The sequence below is a fragment of the Amycolatopsis sp. NPDC104819 genome (genome assembly GCF_055583145.1).
On the sequence record NZ_JBVJON010000001.1, the window covers coordinates 166,687 to 185,424 of the forward strand.

The 18,738-nt window shown below is 72.1% G+C and carries 17 protein-coding genes; 5 read left to right on the plus strand and 12 right to left on the minus strand.

Annotated elements, in window-relative coordinates; genetic code table 11:
• Positions 1-43: 43 nt before the first annotated feature.
• Positions 44-688: a GNAT family N-acetyltransferase gene (locus ACZ63E_RS00850; RefSeq protein ID WP_257922727.1), complete on the plus strand. Its 645-nt coding sequence runs from the start codon at positions 44-46 to the stop codon at positions 686-688.
• A 37-nt stretch (positions 689-725) separates the two neighbouring features.
• Here the strand turns inward: ACZ63E_RS00850 and ACZ63E_RS00855 are convergent, their stop codons facing one another.
• From ACZ63E_RS00855 to ACZ63E_RS00895, 9 genes are all read right to left on the minus strand, one after another.
• The gene (locus ACZ63E_RS00855) at positions 726-1,025 is read right to left on the minus strand and encodes a hypothetical protein (protein WP_465333287.1); all 300 of its coding nucleotides are present in this window, start codon (positions 1,023-1,025) and stop codon (positions 726-728) included.
• Between the two features lie 300 nt (positions 1,026-1,325).
• The gene (locus ACZ63E_RS00860; RefSeq protein WP_465306523.1) at positions 1,326-2,474 is read right to left on the minus strand and encodes an N-acetylmuramoyl-L-alanine amidase; all 1,149 of its coding nucleotides are present in this window, start codon (positions 2,472-2,474) and stop codon (positions 1,326-1,328) included.
• A gap of 285 nt (positions 2,475-2,759) precedes the next feature.
• Positions 2,760-3,083: a thioredoxin gene (gene trxA / locus ACZ63E_RS00865; RefSeq protein WP_247016298.1), complete on the minus strand. Its 324-nt coding sequence runs from the start codon at positions 3,081-3,083 to the stop codon at positions 2,760-2,762.
• A gap of 34 nt (positions 3,084-3,117) precedes the next feature.
• Complete coding sequence (gene trxB, locus ACZ63E_RS00870; protein WP_465333289.1) at positions 3,118-4,110, minus strand: thioredoxin-disulfide reductase; 993 nt, start codon at positions 4,108-4,110, stop codon at positions 3,118-3,120.
• A gap of 103 nt (positions 4,111-4,213) precedes the next feature.
• Positions 4,214-4,996, minus strand: coding sequence for a hypothetical protein (locus ACZ63E_RS00875; RefSeq protein WP_465333290.1), 783 nt, complete (start codon positions 4,994-4,996; stop codon positions 4,214-4,216).
• Complete coding sequence (gene sigM / locus ACZ63E_RS00880; RefSeq protein ID WP_086679039.1) at positions 4,993-5,616, minus strand: RNA polymerase sigma factor SigM; 624 nt, start codon at positions 5,614-5,616, stop codon at positions 4,993-4,995. Before sigM ends, ACZ63E_RS00875 begins: the two co-directional genes overlap by 4 nt.
• Before the next feature lie 31 nt (positions 5,617-5,647).
• Positions 5,648-7,237 carry a protein kinase family protein gene (locus tag ACZ63E_RS00885; protein ID WP_465333291.1) on the minus strand — a complete coding sequence of 530 codons (1,590 nt, stop codon included), beginning with the start codon at positions 7,235-7,237 and terminating at the stop codon, positions 5,648-5,650.
• A gap of 80 nt (positions 7,238-7,317) precedes the next feature.
• Positions 7,318-9,039, minus strand: coding sequence for a murein biosynthesis integral membrane protein MurJ (gene murJ, locus ACZ63E_RS00890; RefSeq protein WP_465334327.1), 1,722 nt, complete (start codon positions 9,037-9,039; stop codon positions 7,318-7,320).
• 563 nt (positions 9,040-9,602) lie between these two features.
• The gene (locus ACZ63E_RS00895) at positions 9,603-9,884 is read right to left on the minus strand and encodes a hypothetical protein (protein ID WP_465333293.1); all 282 of its coding nucleotides are present in this window, start codon (positions 9,882-9,884) and stop codon (positions 9,603-9,605) included.
• 112 nt (positions 9,885-9,996) lie between these two features.
• On the opposite strand from ACZ63E_RS00895, the gene ACZ63E_RS00900 reads away from it, so the two are divergent.
• Positions 9,997-10,155, plus strand: a complete 159-nt coding sequence (locus ACZ63E_RS00900; protein WP_465333295.1) for a hypothetical protein — start codon at positions 9,997-9,999, stop codon at positions 10,153-10,155.
• Between the two features lie 125 nt (positions 10,156-10,280).
• Here the strand turns inward: ACZ63E_RS00900 and ACZ63E_RS00905 are convergent, their stop codons facing one another.
• Complete coding sequence (locus tag ACZ63E_RS00905) at positions 10,281-12,434, minus strand: DUF6049 family protein (protein ID WP_465333297.1); 2,154 nt, start codon at positions 12,432-12,434, stop codon at positions 10,281-10,283.
• A complete protein-coding gene (locus ACZ63E_RS00910) occupies positions 12,431-12,973 on the minus strand; it encodes an NUDIX hydrolase (protein WP_465306535.1) in 543 nt (180 codons plus the stop codon). Before ACZ63E_RS00910 ends, ACZ63E_RS00905 begins: the two co-directional genes overlap by 4 nt.
• 100 nt (positions 12,974-13,073) lie before the next feature.
• On the opposite strand from ACZ63E_RS00910, the gene ACZ63E_RS00915 reads away from it, so the two are divergent.
• The 3 genes from ACZ63E_RS00915 (at position 13,074) to ACZ63E_RS00925 (ending at position 16,819) form a co-directional block, all read left to right on the plus strand.
• Positions 13,074-14,516, plus strand: a complete 1,443-nt coding sequence (locus tag ACZ63E_RS00915) for a CCA tRNA nucleotidyltransferase (protein ID WP_465333298.1) — start codon at positions 13,074-13,076, stop codon at positions 14,514-14,516.
• A 101-nt stretch (positions 14,517-14,617) separates the two neighbouring features.
• Entirely contained in the window at positions 14,618-15,955 is a 1,338-nt protein-coding gene (locus ACZ63E_RS00920) for a sensor histidine kinase (protein ID WP_465333300.1), read from the plus strand.
• Positions 15,956-15,967: 12 nt separating this feature from the next.
• A complete protein-coding gene (locus ACZ63E_RS00925) occupies positions 15,968-16,819 on the plus strand; it encodes a class I SAM-dependent methyltransferase (protein ID WP_465333302.1) in 852 nt (283 codons plus the stop codon).
• Here ACZ63E_RS00925 and ACZ63E_RS00930 read toward each other — a convergent pair.
• Positions 16,806-18,716, minus strand: coding sequence for a TNT domain-containing protein (locus ACZ63E_RS00930; protein WP_465333303.1), 1,911 nt, complete (start codon positions 18,714-18,716; stop codon positions 16,806-16,808). The two genes, ACZ63E_RS00925 and ACZ63E_RS00930, sit on opposite strands and share 14 nt — an antisense overlap.
• Positions 18,717-18,738 lie beyond the last annotated feature (22 nt).

Consider the following 18,738-nt stretch of genomic DNA (forward strand, 5'->3'; position numbering starts at 1 on the left):
CGGCCGGGCAGCCCGTCGGGAGCGCAGGTCAGGGAGGTCGCGGGTGTCGCGTCGCGTCGTGGGCGTCACACTGGACAACCTCGAGCACTTGCCGAAGAGCTGTCGGCAGTGCGTCTACTGGGAGCTGGCCCCGCACCTGAAGAACCAGGCCGAGGAGTTCGGCGCCACCGAGGTCGAAAAGGAAGCCTGGGTCTCCAGCGTCCTGCTCGAGTGGGGCTCCTGCGGCCGCATCGTCTACAGCGACACGCTGCCGGTCGGGTTCGTGCTCTACGCCCCGCCGAACGCCGTCCCGCGGTCGCTGGCCTTCCCGACGTCCCCGCCGAGCGCCGACGCGGTGCTGCTGACGGCGTTCCAGGTCCTCCCCGAGTTCCGCGGTGGCGGGCTCGGCCGGATGCTGGTCCAGGCGGTCGCCAAGGACCTCACCAAGCGCGGTGTCCGCGCGATCGAGGCGTTCGGCGACGCGCGTCCCGACGAGACGGACCCGGACGGCGGGCACAGCTGTGTGCTGCCGGCCGCGTTCCTGCAGAGCGTCGGGTTCAAGACTGTCCGACCGCACCAGAAGTGGCCGCGCCTGCGCCTGGAACTGCGCTCGGCGATCACCTGGAAGGAAGACGTCGAGGCGGCGCTGGAGCGGCTGCTCGGCCAGGTGACGATCACCACCGCCGAGCCCAGTCTCGGCCGCGCCTGACCTCGGGCGCGAGCGGTGCCCGAGGTCAGGCCGGCGGTCAGCTCGGGCAGGTGCCGGTCCGGACGGCGTTGGTCACCATGCCCCAGTCCCCGCCCACGTAGCCCAGGAACCGCACCGAGTTGAGCTCGACGCAGATCGAGTGATCCGGGTTGCCCTTGGTGGACACCCGGACTTTGTCGCCGGACGTGCTGCACCCCTTCCAGTACGCCTTGCCGGCGGCGACGCTCAGGTGGCAGGGGGTGCCGGCCGCGGGCTGGGCTGCGGCCACCCCCGAGCCCGCTGCGGTTCCGGCCAGCACCAGCGCGGCCGCCGCGACGATGCGAATGATGTTCTTCATGGTTCCTCCCTCGGCCGGGCCGGTGCCCGGCAGCCGTCCGACGCACGGACGGCCGGGGAAGTTCCGGTCATGCGGTACAGCGCCTGGCGCAAACGTTTGCGCCGGTGTCCCGGCACGGGTGTAACAGCGGATTCCGTCGTGCGTGCACAACTGTGGAAGAAGTGCCGAGTTATCCACAGAGCGCTGATAGGAGCGGTGGACAAGCTGTGGAGAACTGCCCGAAAACCTGGGGACGCACGTGCTGCGTCCCCAGGTGTGGTGGGGCAGGTGAAGGTGAGCCGCTAGGGGTTGTGGTCGGGCCTACTCGGCCTTCGCGAGCTCATGTGCGAGGACGTCCGCGAACGTGAACGTGCCCGTCGGCTGGTCGCCCTCGCCGAGCAGGTACAGGCGCTTGACGGCGATCAGGATGCCCTCGGCGACGATGTCGCGGAAGGCCGGGTCGCCGAGCTTGCGGGCGTCGTCCGGGTTCGTCAGGTAGCCGATCTCGATCCGGACCGCCGGGCAGCGCGTGCGGGTGAAGATGTCCCACGACTTGTAGTGCGTGCGGTTGTCCTGCAGGCCCGTGCGGGCCGCGACCTCACGCTGGATGAAGCCGGCCAGCAGCTCGCCCACCGTGGACGTCGTGCCGTTGCCGTTGCCGAAGTGGAAGCTCGCGACACCCTGCGCGCGCGGCGACGGGTTCTTGTCGCTGTGCAGGGACAGGAACAGGTCCGCGCCCGCGTCGTTGGCGAACTTGGCGCGCTCGAGCTCGGTCGGGCTGTGGTTCGGGCCGCGGGAGATCAGCGCCTCCATGCCCGTGGCCTTCATCCGGCCTTCGAGCCGCCGCGCGAGGTCCCACGCGATGTCGGCCTCACGCAGGCCACCGGCGACCACGCCGAGGTCGTCACCGCCGTGGCCGGGGTCGATCACGATGCGCTTGCCGCGCAGGCGCGGGCCGGCCTGGCGCACCTGCTCCTGCTCGCGCAGGAACACGGGGCGCCCGCCGCGGGCCCGCGGCGAGGACAGGCGGTGCAGCTCGCGGATGGTCGCCGGGCCGCACATGCCGTCCGGCGTCAGCCGCATGTCGCGCTGGAACGTCTTGAGCGCGCGCTCGGTGGCCGGGCCGAAGTACCCGTCGGGGCGGCCGGCGTCGAAGCCGAGCTCGGTCAGCCGCTCCTGCAGCGTGAAGACGTCGTCGCCGTGGACCGGCGACGCGATCATGTACGACAGCGGACGGCTGCCCAGGTGGTAGCTGGCGCCCTTGAGCGCCTGGAACGTCGCCGGGCCCACGATGCCGTCGGTCATCAGCCCACGGCGTTGCTGGAAGGCACGGACGGCGCCTTCGACGGCGACGTCGAACGTGTCGTAGTCGTCGGTGCCGGAGACCGGCGGGAGCAGGTCCATCCCGGCCAGGATGGACCTGATCTCGGCGACGTCCGGACCGGCGTCACCGCGGCGGAGTACCCGCATGCACTCCTCGCTCTTCCTAAGGCACCGACTCGGGGGTTCGGCGCGGGGCAGAAAACTTCGGGAAAACCATCACTGAGACGCGCTCAGGTCTTCTATTGTGCCTTGCCAACTCTCGGTGACAGCGCAGGCCCGGTAGGTCCGTCAAGCGCCCGATCGTGGCGCACCTTCAGTGGCCCTCGTCACGCAGCATTCACCCACACGGGCGGGATTACCCCGAACGGCGACGGACCCGGGGTCCACAGGAGGGGTTCCTGCAGGCCCCGGGTCCGCCGGGTGGGTCTGCGCTCAGAGGACGTCGGCGAGATCCGACAGCAGCGCGGCCTTCGGCTTCGCGCCCACGATCTGCTTCACCGGCTTGCCGCCCTGGAACAGGATCAGCGTCGGGATCGACATCACCTGGTAGTCACGCGGCGTGTTCGGGTTCTCGTCGATGTCGATCTTGGCGATGGTCAGCTTCTCGCCGTTCTCGGCCGCGATCTCCTCGAGCACCGGGGCGACCATCTTGCACGGCCCGCACCAGGTGGCCCAGAAGTCGACCAGAACCGGCTTTTCGCTGGTCAGGACCTCGTCGACAAACGTCGCGTCGGTCACCTTCACGGTGTTGGTCATGGTTTCTCCTTCAGGTGGTTTGTACGCCGGAAAGTCAGTTGGTGCCCGCGCCGTAGCCGCCGCCGACGAGCTCGGCCGCCTCGTGCGCGTCCGATTCGCCGTGCTCCGCCAGCCAGCGTTCCGCGTCGATCGCGGCGCTGCAGCCCGAACCCGACGCGGTGATCGCCTGGCGGTAGGTGCGGTCAACCAGGTCGCCGGCGGCGAAGACGCCGTCCAGGTTCGTGTAGGAGCTGCGGCCCTGGGTGATGACGTAACCGTCCTCGTCCAGGTCGACCTGCCCCTTCACCAGCTGGCTGCGGGGGTCGTGCCCGATCGCGACGAAGAAGCCCGAGACGTCCAGGGTCGACTCGGAGCCGTCCTTGGTGTCCTTGATCTTCAGGCCCTCGACCTTGCCGTCGCCGAGCACGCCGGTGATCTGCGAGTTCAGCTGCCACTTGATCTTCTCGTTCGCGCGGGCGCGCTCGAGCATGATCTTCGACGCGCGGAACTCGTCGCGCCGGTGCACCACGGTGACGGACTTCGCGAACTTCGTCAGGAAGGTCGCCTCCTCCATCGCCGAGTCGCCACCGCCGGCGACCACGATGTCGTGGTCGCGGAAGAAGAAGCCGTCACAGGTCGCACAGGCCGAGACACCGCGCCCGAGCAGCTCCTGCTCACCCGGCACGTTCAGGTACCGCGCCGCGGCACCCATGGCGAGGACGACCGCACGCGCGGCGTAGCGCTTGCCGTTGGCGTGGACGTACTTCACGTCCCCGGTCAGCTCCAGCGACTCGACGTCCTCCGCGCGCAGCTCGGCGCCGAAGCGCTCGGCCTGCTTGCGCATCTCCTCCATCAGGTCCGGACCCATGATGCCGTCGCGGAACCCGGGGAAGTTCTCCACCTCGGTCGTCGTCATCAGCGCGCCGCCGAACTGCGTGCCTTCGAACACCAGCGGTTCCAGCTGGGCCCGTGCCGCGTAAACGGCAGCGGTGTATCCGGCAGGACCCGACCCGACGATGATCAGGTTCCTGATTTCCTCGGCAGCCACCCGTGACCTCCGCTCGTAGTGACCCGTGTACCAGGGTTAACACGATCGTAGGTGGCCATGTTCCCAGGGGTGACAGCCGCTACTCGTCTCCTCGGTGGTGCGGTTACTTCTCGCCGACGATCTTGTCGAACAGCACCGCCGGGTTGCCCGGTCCGCAGTCCGCGCCAAACGCGACCAGGCGGAACTGCGCCAGCTTCCCGGTGGTCAGGATGATCATGACGCCGGCCTTGCCGCCGACGTTGACCGGGCGGATGCCCTCCGGCCGCACCTTCGGGTCGAGCCCGGCGGCCGCGATGCACGCGTCCAGCCGGTCTTCGGTCTGCAGCGGGCCGAAGTCGCGGACGCCGACCGCCTTGCCGATGAGGGCCTGCGCGCCGCTGCCGTCGCTGCCGACCGTCGGACCCGACGGCGGCGCGGCGACGTTCGGCGTGCCTGTCTGCTGCGACGTGCTGGGGATGGCGACCGTCACCGCGACGACGGCCGCCGCGGCCGCGGTCAGGATCCCGGCGCCCCAGCCGAGCCGCTTGTTCCGGCGTCGCCGGGCCGCCGCGAGGTCCACCACCGGGGCGTGCCCGGACCCGGCCTGCTCCGGTGCCGTGCGCGGCGACGGAAACTTGGCGGCTGCTTCGGCGGCCAGAGCCGCGTCCAGCCGGGCCGCGAACTCCGCGGGCATCGGCGGGGCCGGCGCGTCGGCGAACGCGGCCAGGTCGGCCTGCGTGGCGTCGAGGGCGTCCAGGATCGCGCGGGCTTCCGGGTCGGCGTCGACCAGCGGCCACAGCTCCGCCGCCCGAGCGTCGTCCAGCACGCCGGCGTGGAGGTCGGCGAGCACGTCGACGGACCAGGGCGGACCGACGGTCCCCCCGATCCCCCGGCTTTCGTCCGTCATCGTCCCTCCCCGCTACCCGGCTGGCGCCCGGCCCGTTTGCTTTCGTGAGTTGGGACGTTCGCAATCGCATCGGGGTTCCGCAGGTGTCCGAGAACCTTCGCGAGTTTTCCGCGGCCCCGCGCGCACCGGCTCTTCACGGTGCCTTCGGCGATGCCGAGCATCTTCGCGGTCTCGGCGACGGAGTAGCCCTCGACGTCGACGAGCACGATCGGGGCCCGCTGGTCCTCCGGCAGCTGGTCGAGCGCCTCGCGGACGAGCAGGCTCGTCTCGCGCTCGGCCATCGAGTCGCGCGGGGTCGCCGGCTCGTTGAAGCCCGTCTCCGGCAGCGGCACGGTCGGCCGCGCCTGGCGGCGGCGGATCCGGTCGAGGCAGGCGTTCACCACGATCCGGTGCAGCCACGTCGTGACCTGCGACTCCGCCCGGAACTTGTCGGCGGCGCGGAACGCCGAGATGAACGCGTCCTGCAACGCGTCGGCGGCCTCCTCCGGGTCCCGGACCGTGCGCAGGGCGACCGCCCACATGCGGTCGCGATGTCGCTGGACGAGTTCGCTGAACGCATGAGGATCCCCCGCGGCGTGAGCCGCTATCAGATCCGCATCCGTGGGAGCTGCAGCTGTCACCCGGGAGAGCCTACTGACCTCCCCGGGCGCGTCACCCCGCAGGCAGGAAGGTCAGGTCGGCGATTTCCGTCTGGAACTTGCCGTCCTCACCACCCAGAGCGGTGATCCAGACGATGAAGTACTCACCCTGCGTAGGCTGGGCCAGCGCGATCGTCGTGTCGCCGTCCTTCAGGTCGCCGTTGCCGACGACCTTCGTGTCGGCCAGGTCGGGGTTCTTCTCGGTCGCCGAGCGGATCTCGACCTTGGTGCCCGGCGTGCCGCCGCCGATCTTCACCTGGCTGAGGGTGATCGGGTCCTTGAAGGTGACGACCAGCCCGACCCCCGGCTTGATGACCGGGAACTGCTGCTTGTACTGCTCGGTCCGCCACTGCGTCTCGGGCTTGTCGTCGGTCGCGTACTTCGCCCGCGCGGTGTTGTCGCCCTTGCCCTCGGGGTTGTAGACCGCGACGGCCTGCGGCTTCACCGCGGCGCCCACGGCGGGCGACGGCGGCGGCGCGGGCTGGCTCGACGCGGGCGGCTGCCCGGCCGGCTGGCTCGACGCCGGCGGCGCGGCGACGTTGATCGTCGGCCCGCTCGCCTTCGAGTCACCCTGGAAGACGTTGATCAGCATCAGCCCGCCCCAGGCGAGGATGACGACGGTCGCGACCACCAGCACGGTGACGCCCAGCGCGAGCTTGCGCCGCCGGGCGACGTCCTTGACCGGCTTCTTCGTCGTCCAGACGGTGCCTTCGCCCTCGGCCGGGTCACCGCCGACGGCCTTGATCAGCTGGGTGCGCTCTTCCTCCTCGGCCACCTGGTCGAGCATCCGGAGGATGGCCGCGCTGGTGCGGATGCCGCCGTTGCCGCCGTCCTCGATCGTGCGGACGGCCAGCGACGACAGGTCGGCCGGCACCGTCGGGATCAGCTGCCGCGGCGGCACGATCCCGCCCTGCGGGGTGGTCGGCGCCGGCTGGATGGCGGGCGGGCCGCCGGGCAGCGCCCAGCGTCCGGTGAGCAGCAGGTACAGGACCGCGCCGAGCGCCTTGACGTCGTCGCGCAGGGTCGCCTCCGGCAGCGGGCCGGGGAACGCGAGCTTCAACGCGCCGTTCGGCGTCAGCCGCAGCCGCTGGGGGTGGTCGAGGCCGAGCACGAGCCCGTTCTGGTGGGCCTGCTCGACGGCTTCGGCCAGCGCCTGCACCATCCGCGCGGCCGCGGCGGGCGCCACCGGCCGCTGCGCGACGAGGTCGACCAGGTCGCTGCCCTTGGTCCACTCCGCGACGACGACCCCGAGCAGGCCTTCGCTCGAGGTGATGCCGCTGCCGAGCGCGAGCACGTCGAGCACCCGGGCGACACCGCCGTGCCCGAACTTCGACGCGTGTGTCGCGCGTTCGAGGGTGCGCCGCGCGAGCCGCGCCGCCTCCGGGTCGGCGGGGTCGCCGACCAGCAGCGTCAGCGCGACATCACGCTTCAGCTGCCCGTCCCGCGCACGCCAAAGGTGCGCGTCCCCCCGCTCGTCCACGCCGAACTGCGCGAGGAGGCGGTAGCGGCCGTCGCCGACCACACGCCCGGGGGCCAGCGATCCGACCTGGGCCTTGCCCACGTGGTTCGCACCCCCCGCCTGTTCGCTCCGCCTCGTGTCCACCCGCACTCTCTCCCGTTAGCTCCCCCGCCAAGGTTACCCAGAATACGACGCGGGAGTCGTCGCCTTCCGTACCGGAATCGTTACCCGCGCTTGATCAACCGGGTGAACCTGGATGTGGCCGGTTTCAGCTCCTCCACCTTCAAGGCCATCAAGATCCCGAACGAGACCGCGATCCCGACGATGCCCTGCAGGAAAAGCTTGATCCAGGCCCCCAAAGTCGGCCCGAACGAGTCCGGCACGACCTGCCCGGCGACCCAGGCCGCGCCGACGCCGAGCGCGCTCGCGACGACCGTGAACAGGATCACGCCGATCACCCGCTTGCTCCGCAGGTTGCCCAACGTCACCCAGAGCCACACCTGGCCGAGGATCGCGCCGACGACGAACGTCAGCGCGTTCACCATCATGACACCGAGCACGACGTTGTCCGGCGACAGCAGCACCGGGCACAGGTACAGCAGCGGCACCTTGACCAGCGTCATCACGATCATGATCAACGTCGGCGTGCGGGCGTCCTTCATCGCGTAGAAGACGCGCATCTGCAGCATGACCAGCGCGTACGGCAGTAGTGCGAACGCCGAGATCGCGAGCGCGTCGCCGAGCCGCTCGGCGGTGTCGACGGTGCCCTTGCCGAAGGTGAACAGCGCGATGCCGATCGAGCCGCCGACCACGGTCATCACCGCGGAGATCGGCACCAGCATCACCGTCGACATCCGGGACGCGTACGAGAGGTCGCCGATCAGCTTCTTGTGGTCGCCGTCGGCGGCCGCGCGGCTCATCCGCGGCATGATCGCGGTCAGCAGCGAGACGCCGATGACGCCGTACGGGAGCTGGAAGAGCAGCCAGGCGTTGCTGTACGCGGTCACACCACCGGGTGAACCGCTGGTCAGCACGCGCGTGTTGATCGTGTACCCGACCTGGCTCACCGCGACGTACCCGAGGATCCACAGCGCGAGGCCGCCGAACTCCTTCATCTGCTTGTCGATGCCCCAGCGCCACTTGAACCGGAAGCCCGACCGCAGCAGCGGCGGCACCAGCAGGATGGCCTGGGCGACGATGCCGCCGGTGACGCCGATGCCGAGCGTCAGCACCTTCGGGTCGAAGATCGACGGCTGGTCGGTGTTGATGTCCCCCGGCATGATCCACACGACGAGGATCGTGAAGATGACGACCAGGTTGTTGATCACCGGCGCCCAGGCCGTCGGGCCGAAGATCTGCTTGGCGTTCAGCACCGCCGAGAGCAGCGCGAACACGCCGTAGAAGAAGATCTCGGGCAGCAGCAGGTAGGCGAACGCCGTGGTCAGGCCGGAGCTGGCCTTGCCGGAGCCGTCGACGTAGAGGCTGGTGAACGCCGGCGCCGCGAGCACCGCGACCACCGTGCCGACCAGCAGCAGCGAGAACGCCACCGTGATCAGGCGCTGGGTGTAGGCCGCGCCGCCGTCGGGATCGTCCTGCGAGCGCACCAGCAGCGGCACCACCACGCTGGCGAGCACGCCACCCATCAGCAGCTCGAAGATGATGTTCGGCATCGTGTTCGCGACGTTGAACGAGTCGTTCGCGATGCCCTGGCCGATCGCGCCGACCAGCAGCAGCTTCCACAGGAAGCCGGTGATCCGGCTGATCAGCGACGCGATCGCCATCCGGCCGGACGCCTTCGCCAGCGACGGCGCCTTCGCCGGCGCGGCCTCCTTGCCGGGCTCGACCGGCTTGACGAGCGGCGTCTTGAGCGCCGGCATGACCTGGGTGGCCAGCGCGTCGTACGGGCGCATGACGTCCGGGTCGGCGACCGGCCAGCGCGAGTTCATGGGGACACCGGCGGTGCGCGGGATGAACCGCGTCGCCTCCGGGTCGGGTGGCCGCTGGGCCTCCTCCTGCCACGGCCGGACCGGCGCCGGCCGCCGTGACCCGCGACCGCGCGGCGGCACGGGCACACCGGACGCCGGGGTGCCGGGAGCTCCGGGCGCGGGGGTGCCCGGCGGCGGGGTCGCGGGCGGCGGCAGCGGCGGTGCGGGCTGCGGCAGGCGGCCCTGCGCCGACGGCGGTCCGGCGGGCGGCTGAGCCGGTGGCTGACCGGGCTGACCGGGCGGGGGCGGCACGGGCTGGACGCGGGTGGGCGCCGGACCGCCGGCCGCGCGGGGCGGCTGCCCGCCGCGCGGGGGCGGGCCTTGCGGCGGTGGCCCCTGGGGCGGCGGGCCCTGCGGGGGCGGACCCTGCGGCGGCGGGACGCGCCGGGCCGGGCGGCCGGGGGCGTCGTCGCGCACCGGGGCTTTGTCGTGGACGGGCCACGCCTCGCGCGGAGGCCCGTCGTCGCGGACCGGGCGGCCGTCGCGAGGAGGCAGGTCGTCGCGGGGTGGCCTGCCCTCGCGGACTAGACCATCGTCGCGGACGGGGCGACCCTCGCGGACGGGACCGTCTTCGCGGATCGGTCGGCCGTCGCGGGGCGGCAGGTCATCTCGGGGTGGGCGGCCGTCGCGAACGGGACCGTCGTCGCGCATCGGGCGGCCATCGCGAGGAGGCATGTCGTCGCGGGGTGGTCGGCCGTCGCGGACTGGGCGGCCTTCGCGCACAGGACCGTCGTCGCGAGCCGGGCGGCCCTGGCGGCGCGGTGGGCCGTCCTCCCGGACCGGCCGCCGGGGCGGGGCGTCGTCACGGGCGGGGCGCGGCGGAGCTTCGTCGCGCGGTGCCCGCCGGGGCGGGGCGTCCTCGCGCCGGGCGCGCTTGTCGCGGGCCGGGGGCTCGTCGGGGGCCGGGAGGTGGCGGGTGTGCCCGTTGCGCGATGGCTGGCGGCGGCCGCGCTCGGGCGGCGGCTGCTGCGGCGGAGGCTGGCGGCGGACCGGCTGCCCGGCACGCGGCGGCCCGTCACCCCGTTGCGGGGGCGGAGCGCCTTCGCGTCGAGGACGACTCGCACGCTCGGGTGGTAAGCCCGGCTCTCTCTCCAACGCGTGCCCAATCCTCGGTGCTCGAACCCCGCCGCCGCGGCCCGGTGCCGCGCACGTGCGGACCAAGGGTAATCGGGAACCGGCCGAAGCACTCAAAGGCCGACGGATCAGTCGACGACGTCGCGACCCGCCCGGGCGTCCTTCACCCTCCGGTAGATGCGCCGCGAGGCGAGCAGAAGCAGGGCCACACCTGCGGCGACGGTCGCGATGATCGTGATCGCGCCGTACTCCGTGGACGTCAGTTCGAACCGCGCGGATGACCCGAGCGGGGTACCGGTGGGCGTGCTCAACGACACATCGACGCTGAACCGGCCGGCCCGCAGCGCCTCCACCGGGAGGAAGTACTGCCGCCCGCCGCCCGCCGGGAACGACACCTCCTTGCGGTCGTCCGCACGCAGGCCGATGTTGTTGTTCAGCGTGAACCGGGCGTTGATCCCGACCGGCAGGTCGTTCACCACGTACACCGGTAGCGGCGAGTTCCCGGACGCCAGCGCGATGGTCTGCTTCGGCTGCGAGACGCTCACCCGGTCGCTGATGGCCCCGATCTCGGCCCGGGCGTTCGCGGTCGCCGCGTCGGCGGGCAGGCCGCGCCAGCCGACCGACGAACCACGCAGCTCGGCCAGCCGGACCGGCGCGACGACGTCCTCCGGTTTCACCCGTTTGGTGGGGTCCAGCTGCATCGCGGACGCCATCCCGGTGGCCTGGTCGTCGAGCTTCGCCAGCGTCGAGACGACGGCCGGGTCGATGCCCGCGTCCGGGCTCTGGCCGCCGTCGCCGACCGCGCCGGAACCCTGCGGGTCCGCGTCGAGCAGCGACGGGAGCGACTGCGCCGTGACGAGACCCGTGCCGAGGAAGCCGCCGACCTGCTTCAGGTACGCCGTGAGCTCCTCGGCCGGGGCGTCCCACCGCCGGGGCGGCGCGACGAGCAGGTGGTTCGGGCGCTCCTGCCCGGCCGGCACGCCGAGGCCGGCCCGGAAGGCGAGCGCGCCGAGCCCGTTCTGGCTGGCGATCGCCCGTTCGGTGTTCGCAGCGACGGTGACGGAGTCGGGCACGCTCGGCACGCCGGTCATGGCCGCGGAGATCAGCGAGTCGGTCGGCTGGGCCCGGACGGTGCCGCCCTGCACGGTGACCCCGCCGCCCGCGCCGGCGGGGGCGAGCTTCGCCGCGTCCGTCAGCACGGTCTTGACGCCGGCCTGGGTCAGCGCGGTCAGCACGGCTTCGTTGAGCGTGCCGTCCGGCCAGAGCACGCCGGTCTGCGGGGTGACGCCGGCCAGCTGCTGGATCGTGGCGGCCGCGGCGGCCGCCTGGGCGACCAGGATGGGGTCGCCCGGACGGATCCGGGAGACGGTGTTGAGGTCGGCGTCGGCGAAGGGCAGCGCGATCGCGCACCGGCCGACCAGCAGGTTCTTGAGCTCGGTCAGCCACGTCTTCGCGGTCCCGGCGCCCTTGCCGTCGACGTTGCCGCCGTCGGTGTGCACCTGGTAACCGCGGCTCATCGCGTCGACCGTGCTCAGGAGGTCGGGGTCGAGCGCGAAGCACATCGACTTGGCCAGGGCGGAATCGTCGTGCACGGCCTTGGCCGCGGCCGTGACCAGCGCGTTCAGTCGCCCGTCCGGGCCGAGCTCGTCGGCGAGCCGGTCGTCGCGCAGCACCAGCGGCTGGCCGTACGGCGCCGCGTAGACCTGCGGGACGCTGCTGGTCAGCGGCCAGAGCAGGGTCATGCTCGGCGCGCCGCCCGCCGCGTGCCCGGGCGGCTTGCCCGGCCCGGCCAGCACCGGCATCAGCATGCTGACCGCGCCGAGGCGGGCCGCCCCGCCGAACTCCGGGGTGCCGTTGACGTTCACCAGCAGCGGGTAGACGCCGGGCCGGCTGAACAGCGCCTTCGAGCCGGTCAGGTCGACCGAGATGTCCAGCGGCGCGCTCTGGCCGGGCTCCAGCGCGTCCGCGACCGAGCTGAAGTCGGTCAGCGGGGTGTCCTTGATGACGGCGCCGGACAGCACGTCGTTGACCCCGCGCGAGGTCGTGACCCGCTCGCCGACCTGCAGCCGCACCTGCGGCCGGTTGACCTTGCGGTCGCCGGTGTTGGTCACCGTGCCGGTGACGGTCAGGGTGGTCGTCGAACCGGTGATCACACGCGGGTTGAGCGCGTCGAGCTCGACGCGCAGTCGGGCGCCTTCTTCGGCCTGGGCCACCGTGGCTCCGGCGAGGGCGGGGACGGCCAGGAAGAGGACGGAAAGGAAGGCTGCGGCGAACCGCTTCACTCGGGGGCTCCCTCAGGGGCGTGCTCGTCTCGTCCGTGGACGTCCGGGCGCGCGAAAAGTTCCTTGGCCTTCCGGACGAGCTTGCGCTCGTCGGAGTAGGCGAGTTTGGTCTCCAGCTCGGCCAGCGGGACCCAGGCCACCTCGGTGACCTCGACGTCTTCGTCGGAGAGTTCCCCGCCGAGCGCTTCGAGCAGGAAGTGGTGGACGGTCTTGTGGATGCGCCGCCGCTCGGCCACGAACCAGTAGTCGATGGTGCCCAGTGGCCGCAGGACGCGCGCGGAGATGCCGGTTTCCTCCTTGACCTCGCGCACGGCCGTCTGCTCCACCGTTTCACCGTCCTCGATGTGGCCCTTGGGCAGCGACCACAGCAGTCTGCCGTGCCGGTCGAGCCGGCCGATCAGCACCGCCTGTTCGCGCGCCGCGTCCATCACGAGGCCACCGGCCGACGTCTCGTCGACCGTGGTCAGGCGCCTGCCGCGCTGACGCCTCCGCCGCCTCCGCGGCTTCGAGGCGCCGGGACGGCCGGCTGATCCAGACATGCTGCGATGCTAGAGCAAACGGTTGCCCCGGTAGGCTGGCTCTCCGTGTCCTGTCCGGTGGTGCCTGTAGTAATCGCACCCGACAAGTAGTGGGATCTTCGTGAACGACGTGGTCGCCAAGGAGAACGCGGTGGTCGAGCTGATGCGGCTCTCCCCCCTGGCGGACGAGCTGGCCGAACGGTTCGCCCGGGCCGGGCACCGCCTGTACCTCGTCGGCGGGAGCGTGCGCGACGCGCTCCTCGGCCGGCGATCCGGCGATCTCGACTTCACCACCGACGCCCGGCCCGACCGGGTGCTGAAGATCGTCAGCGAGTGGGGCGACGCGGTCTGGGACGTCGGGATCGCCTTCGGCACGGTCGGCGTGACGAAGAAGGGCATGCAGCTCGAGATCACGACGTTCCGCGCGGACAGCTACGACCGCGTCGGCCGCAACCCCGAGGTCACCTTCGGCGACAGCATCGAGGGTGACCTCCTGCGCCGTGACTTCACGGTCAACGCGATGGCCGTCGAGCTGGCGACGAAAACGTTCATCGACCCGCACGACGGGCTCGGCGCGCTGCGGGAGAAGGTGCTGGACACCCCGGCGACCCCGCAGGAGTCGTTCGCCGACGACCCGCTGCGGATGCTGCGGGCCGCCCGCTTCGCCGCGCAGCTGGGCTTCACCGCCGCGCCCCGGGTGGTCGACGCGATGGCGTCGATGGCCGGGGAGATCGACCGGATCACCGCCGAGCGCGTGCAGGCCGAGCTGTCGAAGCTGCTGCTCGCGGCCGACCCGCGGCCGGGCCTGGAGCTGCTGGTCGACACCGGGCTGGCCGACCGGGTGCTGCCCGAGGTGCCCGGGATGCGGCTGGCGATCGACGAGCACCACCAGCACAAGGACGTCTACCAGCACTCGCTGACCGTGCTGGCCCAGGCGATCGAACTGGAGAAGTCGCACGAGCCGACGTCGGAGCCGGACCTGATCCTGCGGCTGGCGGCGCTGCTGCACGACGCCGGCAAGCCCGCGACCCGCGAGTTCCAGCCGGGCGGCGGGGTGAGCTTCCACCACCACGAGGTGGTCGGGGCGCGGATGGCCCGCAAACGTTTGCGGGCGCTGAAGTTCTCCAAGGAGATCATCGACGACGTCTCCCAGCTCGTGTTCCTCCACCTGCGGTTCCACGGCTACGGCAAGGGCGAGTGGACGGACTCGGCGGTCCGCCGGTACGTCACCGACGCCGGCCCGCTGCTGACCCGGCTGCACAAGCTCGTCCGCGCCGACTGCACCACGCGCAACCGCCGCAAGGCGGCCGCGCTGCAGGCGACCTACGACGACCTCGAGGCCCGCATCGCCGCGCTCAAGGCCAAGGAGGACCTCGACCGCGTGCGGCCGGACCTCAACGGCGAGCAGATCATGGAGCTGCTCGGCCTGCGGCCGGGGCCGGACGTCGGCAAGGCGTGGAAGTTCCTCAAGGAGCTGCGCCTGGACCGCGGCCCGCTGGAGCACGACGACGCCGTGGCCGAGCTGAAGAAGTGGGCTGCCGAGCAAGGAATCGGCGACTCCTGATCATCCAGGCCGTCAATTCGTCGGAAAGCTGGACCAGTTCGCCACGAATCGGTGATACTCCCCACCTCGGCTCACCGATGTGATCAGGGGGTGTCCGCGCCATGTCCACCGAAGCGCCCGACGCCCCCGAACCGGTGACCTCGGGCAGCTTCTTCGTGGCGCTGCTGCGGCAGGGCGCGCCCGCCATCGCGACGGCGACCAGCGAGCTGTCCGACGAGGTCGGCGACCCCACCCCGATCCACGCGCTGAAGCGCATCTCGAAGATGGCCGGGCCGATCGACCCGACCCGGCGTGACGGCTTGCTGCTGCGCGCGACCCGGTACGTCGTGCTCATCCCGCTGGCCTTCCGGCTCCTGGCCGTGCCCGGCCAGTTCGGGGTTTTCCTCTTCCAGCACGGCTCGACCGGGCTGCTGCCGGTCGGGGTGTTCACCCTGCTGTCGGTCGCGCTGAACGTGATCGGCTTCCGCTGGATGTTCCGTTCGGCGCCGTTCCGCGGCCGGGACGCCGGGAAGCTGCTGGCCGTCGACCTGGTCTTCACCGTGCTCTCCCCGCTGGTGCTCGCGCTGACCGTGCCGTCCGAGGCGTACTTCGACGCGCTGGCGGTCAGCAGCGTCCACCTGCTCGGTGAGGCCGGACTGCTGACGCTCGCGGTCGGCGCGCCCAGCGGGCTGGTGTTCGGGTTGGCCGGCTTCCCGCTGCGGATGCTCGCGAACTGGGTCAACACCGGTCAGTTCCACGTCGGAGCGGCGTTCTCGACCTTCTCGGCGTTGCTCGCCGAGCTGTTCTTGGCGGCCGCCGCGCTGGTGCTCACGGGCCTCGGCACCCGGCTGGCCCTGGCGTACGGGACCCGCAACGGCCGGCTCGCCGAGCGCGCCCAGCAGCACCGGATGCTGCACGACACCGTGCTGCAGACCCTCGAGGCGATGGCGCTGTCCGGCACCACGAACCCGGAGCAGCGGCTGGTCGAGATCCAGCGGCTCGCGCGGGCGCAGGCGATGGAGATCCGGCACACGATCGAGTCGGCGGCGTCCGAGCGGGCCGAGGCGGGCGCCCGGCCGCTGGGCGAGAAGCTGGCCGCGCTCGCCGCCGAGATGGCGCGGGACGGGCTGCGCGCCCAGCTCGTGGTGGCCGAGCTCGACGACGACACGCTGTCGGAGGTCCGCCAGATCGCGATCCGCGACGCCGTGCGCGAGGCCCTGCGGAACACGATGAAGCACTCCGGCACCGACCGGGTCGTGGTGCGGGTCGAGGAACGCGAAGGCGGCATCGCCGTCATCACCCGCGACCACGGCGCCGGGTTCAGCCCGGCCGAGCGCCCGGCCGGGTTCGGCATCAGCGAGTCGATCACCGCCCGGCTGGCCGAGGTCGGCGGGACGTCACTGGTCGAATCGGGACTCCCCGGCGGAGGCACCCGGGTGACGCTCTGGGTGCCCTTCTGATATCTCCTGAGCATGACCTCGATCGAGCTGCTCGCCGACGCCCTCGCCGCCCACCGCGCCGGTGACCGCGCCCAGGCCGCCGACTTCGCCGTGCGGGCCGGCCGCGCCGGCTCCTCCCTGGCCGACGAACTCCACACCTACCTCGCCGGAGACGCCACGGCTTCGGTGTACGACCAGCCGAGCGCGTTCACGGCGTTCATCCGCGGCGGTGGCAACGTCGGGCTGTACCGGGCGCTGAGCGCCGCGCTCGCCACCCGTTACGACGAGGCGAAGCCGGAGTCCCTGCTCGACCTGGGCTGCGGGGACGGCCTGGCCGTCGTGCCCGCGCTCGAGCAGGCCACGCACATGCCCGCGCGGATCGACCTGGTCGAACCGTCGGCGGCGCTGCTCGAAGGCGTCCACGAACGGGTGCCGTCGGCGCAGTGCTGGCAGTCCACCGCGCAGGAGTTCCTGGCCCGCGACGACCTCGGCTGGGACTTCGTCCAGTCGACGTTCGCGCTGCAGTCCATCGAGCCGGAGCAACGCGCGGAGGTGCTTCGCGCGCTTCAGCTACGCACGGGGACGCTGGTGATCGCCGAGTTCGACATCCCGGAGTACGTCGAAGGGTCGCCGGAGCACCTTCGCTCGCTCGTCGAGCGCTACGAGCGCGGAGTCGCCGAGTACGGCGAAGACGCGTCGCTGGTCGCGCAGGGCTTCCTGCTGCCGGTGCTGCTCGGGATCGTCGACGGCCACGAGCGGACGAACTGGGAGCAGCCGGCGAGCGGCTGGGCCGAGCAGCTGGAGACGGCGGGCTTCACCGAGGTCGACGTCGCACCGCTCGCCGACTACTGGTGGTCGCCCGCCGTCCTCATCACTGCCTGCTGAGCGAGCCCGTCTCGAGGTGCTGGGCGAGCGGCCGCGGCAGCAGGTACGCCACCCCGCCGCCCGGCATCGTGGTCCACGGCGCCGTCACGCCGGTCAGCACCCGCAGCGCGCGCTGCACTCGGTAGAGCCGCTTCTCCCGCTCGCGTTCGAACGCCAGCGACGTCTCGGCGAACCGCGTCCCGTCCGCGTGCACCAGGTTGCCGGTCTCGTTGCCGAACCGGACGACCGTCGTGCCCGGCGCGAGCACGACCAGGCGCTTACCGCGGTAGAAGTTCAACGGCGGCTCGCCGCGCATCGGCAGGATCGGCCAGTCGGCAGGCTGGTCGGACTCCTCCGACGGCGGAGGCGGCGGCAGCATCAGCAGCACGCCGAGCAGGAAGCGGGCCGCGTCGGCGAGCGAGCCGAACGCCACCGGCTCGTCGGCCGGCGGCCGCGAGACCTCCCAGCCGTTCTCCGCGCGGCGCAGCGTCCAGACGTCTTCGGCCGGCACTTCGCCGGCGCCGATCCGGTAGGCCGCGGGCGGCACGCCGTGCTCGGCCAGCCGCTGCTGAAGCAGCTCCAGCGTCTCCGCGCCCCGCAGCGTCCGCACGCTTTCGCCGCGCGCGACGCGGGACAGCGCGCTCTCGTCGGGCAGGTCCGCGGATGTCTGAGCCGGCCGCGGCTGGCCCAGGACCTCCGCCTCGGCCGTCGCGCGGACGAGCTCCCCGACGAACGGCGGGCGGAACCCGGCGGCCCGGATGTGCTCGACCAGCTCCGGCTCCGGCGGCACCCCGTACTTGCGCAGGTAGTGCGGCACGGCGGCGGGCCAGATCCAGGTGCCGTCGGTGTGGAACGCGTTCGGCACGTCCGGCTTCGCGCCCGGCGCGCCGAAGATGTCCGGCAGCGGCGCGGGCCGGTGCAGCGCGACCGGCGCCCGGAACAGGTAGTCGAGCACCCCGCGGACCTGGTCGGGCGGCACCGGCGGCCGGTTGACCACCGGGCGCTCGCCCTCGGTGTGCGAGTCGGCGGCCCGCGCCTGCCGGAACACGACGTCCAGCGGCAGCCCGGCCTTGGCGGTCAGCCAGGCCGGCATGTGCTTCGACGAGCGCGGGAAGTTCGCCAGCTCCAGCTCGTAGGCGGCGGTCGACGGGCGGCCGCCGTCGTTGGGCGGCACCCGCCAGTCCGGCTCGCGGTCGGCGTCGAAGTCGAAGTCGAACTGCGACGCCGAGTCGAGCGTGAACGTGCCCTGGAACCAGGTGCCCGCCTCCGCCTGGTACATCGCGGCACGCAGGCGCGTGAAGAGCCCGCCGAGCCGCGGCACCGCCGGCAGGGACACCGAAACCGGGCCGTCCTCGTCGCCGACCGCGCGGAGCTCGATCTCCGAGTAGTCCCCGACCTGCCGGAACTGCGCGCCGACACGAGCCCAGCCGCCCGGCACCGTGTGCAGCAGCGTCCGCCCGATGGCGCGCAGCAGCGCGTTCTGGTCACCGGCGCCCGGCTGCGGCCGCGCCTCCGGCGCCTCGGTGAAGTCCAGCCTCGTCTGCCACAACGCCGTGACCTGCTTCGCCGGCACCGTGACCGAGAAGTCGGTCAGGCCCAGCTGCGCGGCGCGCGCGGCGTCGTCGTGGATCCAGCGCAGGGTCAGCTCGGGTCGCGTGCCCGGCGCGACCTCGAAGACCTCGTCGTCGTACTCGCCGAAGGTGCGCAGTGTGAACGTCGCCGGCACTTCGCTCGCCGGCACCACTCGCGCGGGACGCCCGTCGTGCTCCTTGTCGAAGCCTTCCGGCGCCTCTTCCTCCGGCAGCACCGAAAGCAGCACGGTGCCGTCCGTCGTCGAACGCTGAGCGCGGAACGTCCCCTCGCCCCACGTCGCGTACAGGCCGTCCGGGCGTTCGGCCACCTCTACCCGGTAACGCACGTTTTGTCCTCCCCTGACCCCA

What these genes read in the sequence shown, in the direction of transcription:
- ACZ63E_RS00855 (WP_465333287.1), bottom strand. Translation starts at nt 1,025, where the DNA reads ATGAAGAACATCATTCGCATCGTCGCGGCGGCCGCGCTGGTGCTGGCC.
- ACZ63E_RS00860 (WP_465306523.1), bottom strand. Translation starts at nt 2,474, where the DNA reads ATGCGGGTACTCCGCCGCGGTGACGCCGGTCCGGACGTCGCCGAGATC.
- trxA (WP_247016298.1), bottom strand. Translation starts at nt 3,083, where the DNA reads ATGACCAACACCGTGAAGGTGACCGACGCGACGTTTGTCGACGAGGTC.
- ACZ63E_RS00875 (WP_465333290.1), bottom strand. Translation starts at nt 4,996, where the DNA reads ATGACGGACGAAAGCCGGGGGATCGGGGGGACCGTCGGTCCGCCCTGG.
- murJ (WP_465334327.1), bottom strand. Translation starts at nt 9,039, where the DNA reads ATGAACTCGCGCTGGCCGGTCGCCGACCCGGACGTCATGCGCCCGTAC.
- ACZ63E_RS00910 (WP_465306535.1), bottom strand. Translation starts at nt 12,973, where the DNA reads ATGTCTGGATCAGCCGGCCGTCCCGGCGCCTCGAAGCCGCGGAGGCGG.
- ACZ63E_RS00920 (WP_465333300.1), top strand. Translation starts at nt 14,618, where the DNA reads ATGTCCACCGAAGCGCCCGACGCCCCCGAACCGGTGACCTCGGGCAGC.
- ACZ63E_RS00925 (WP_465333302.1), top strand. Translation starts at nt 15,968, where the DNA reads ATGACCTCGATCGAGCTGCTCGCCGACGCCCTCGCCGCCCACCGCGCC.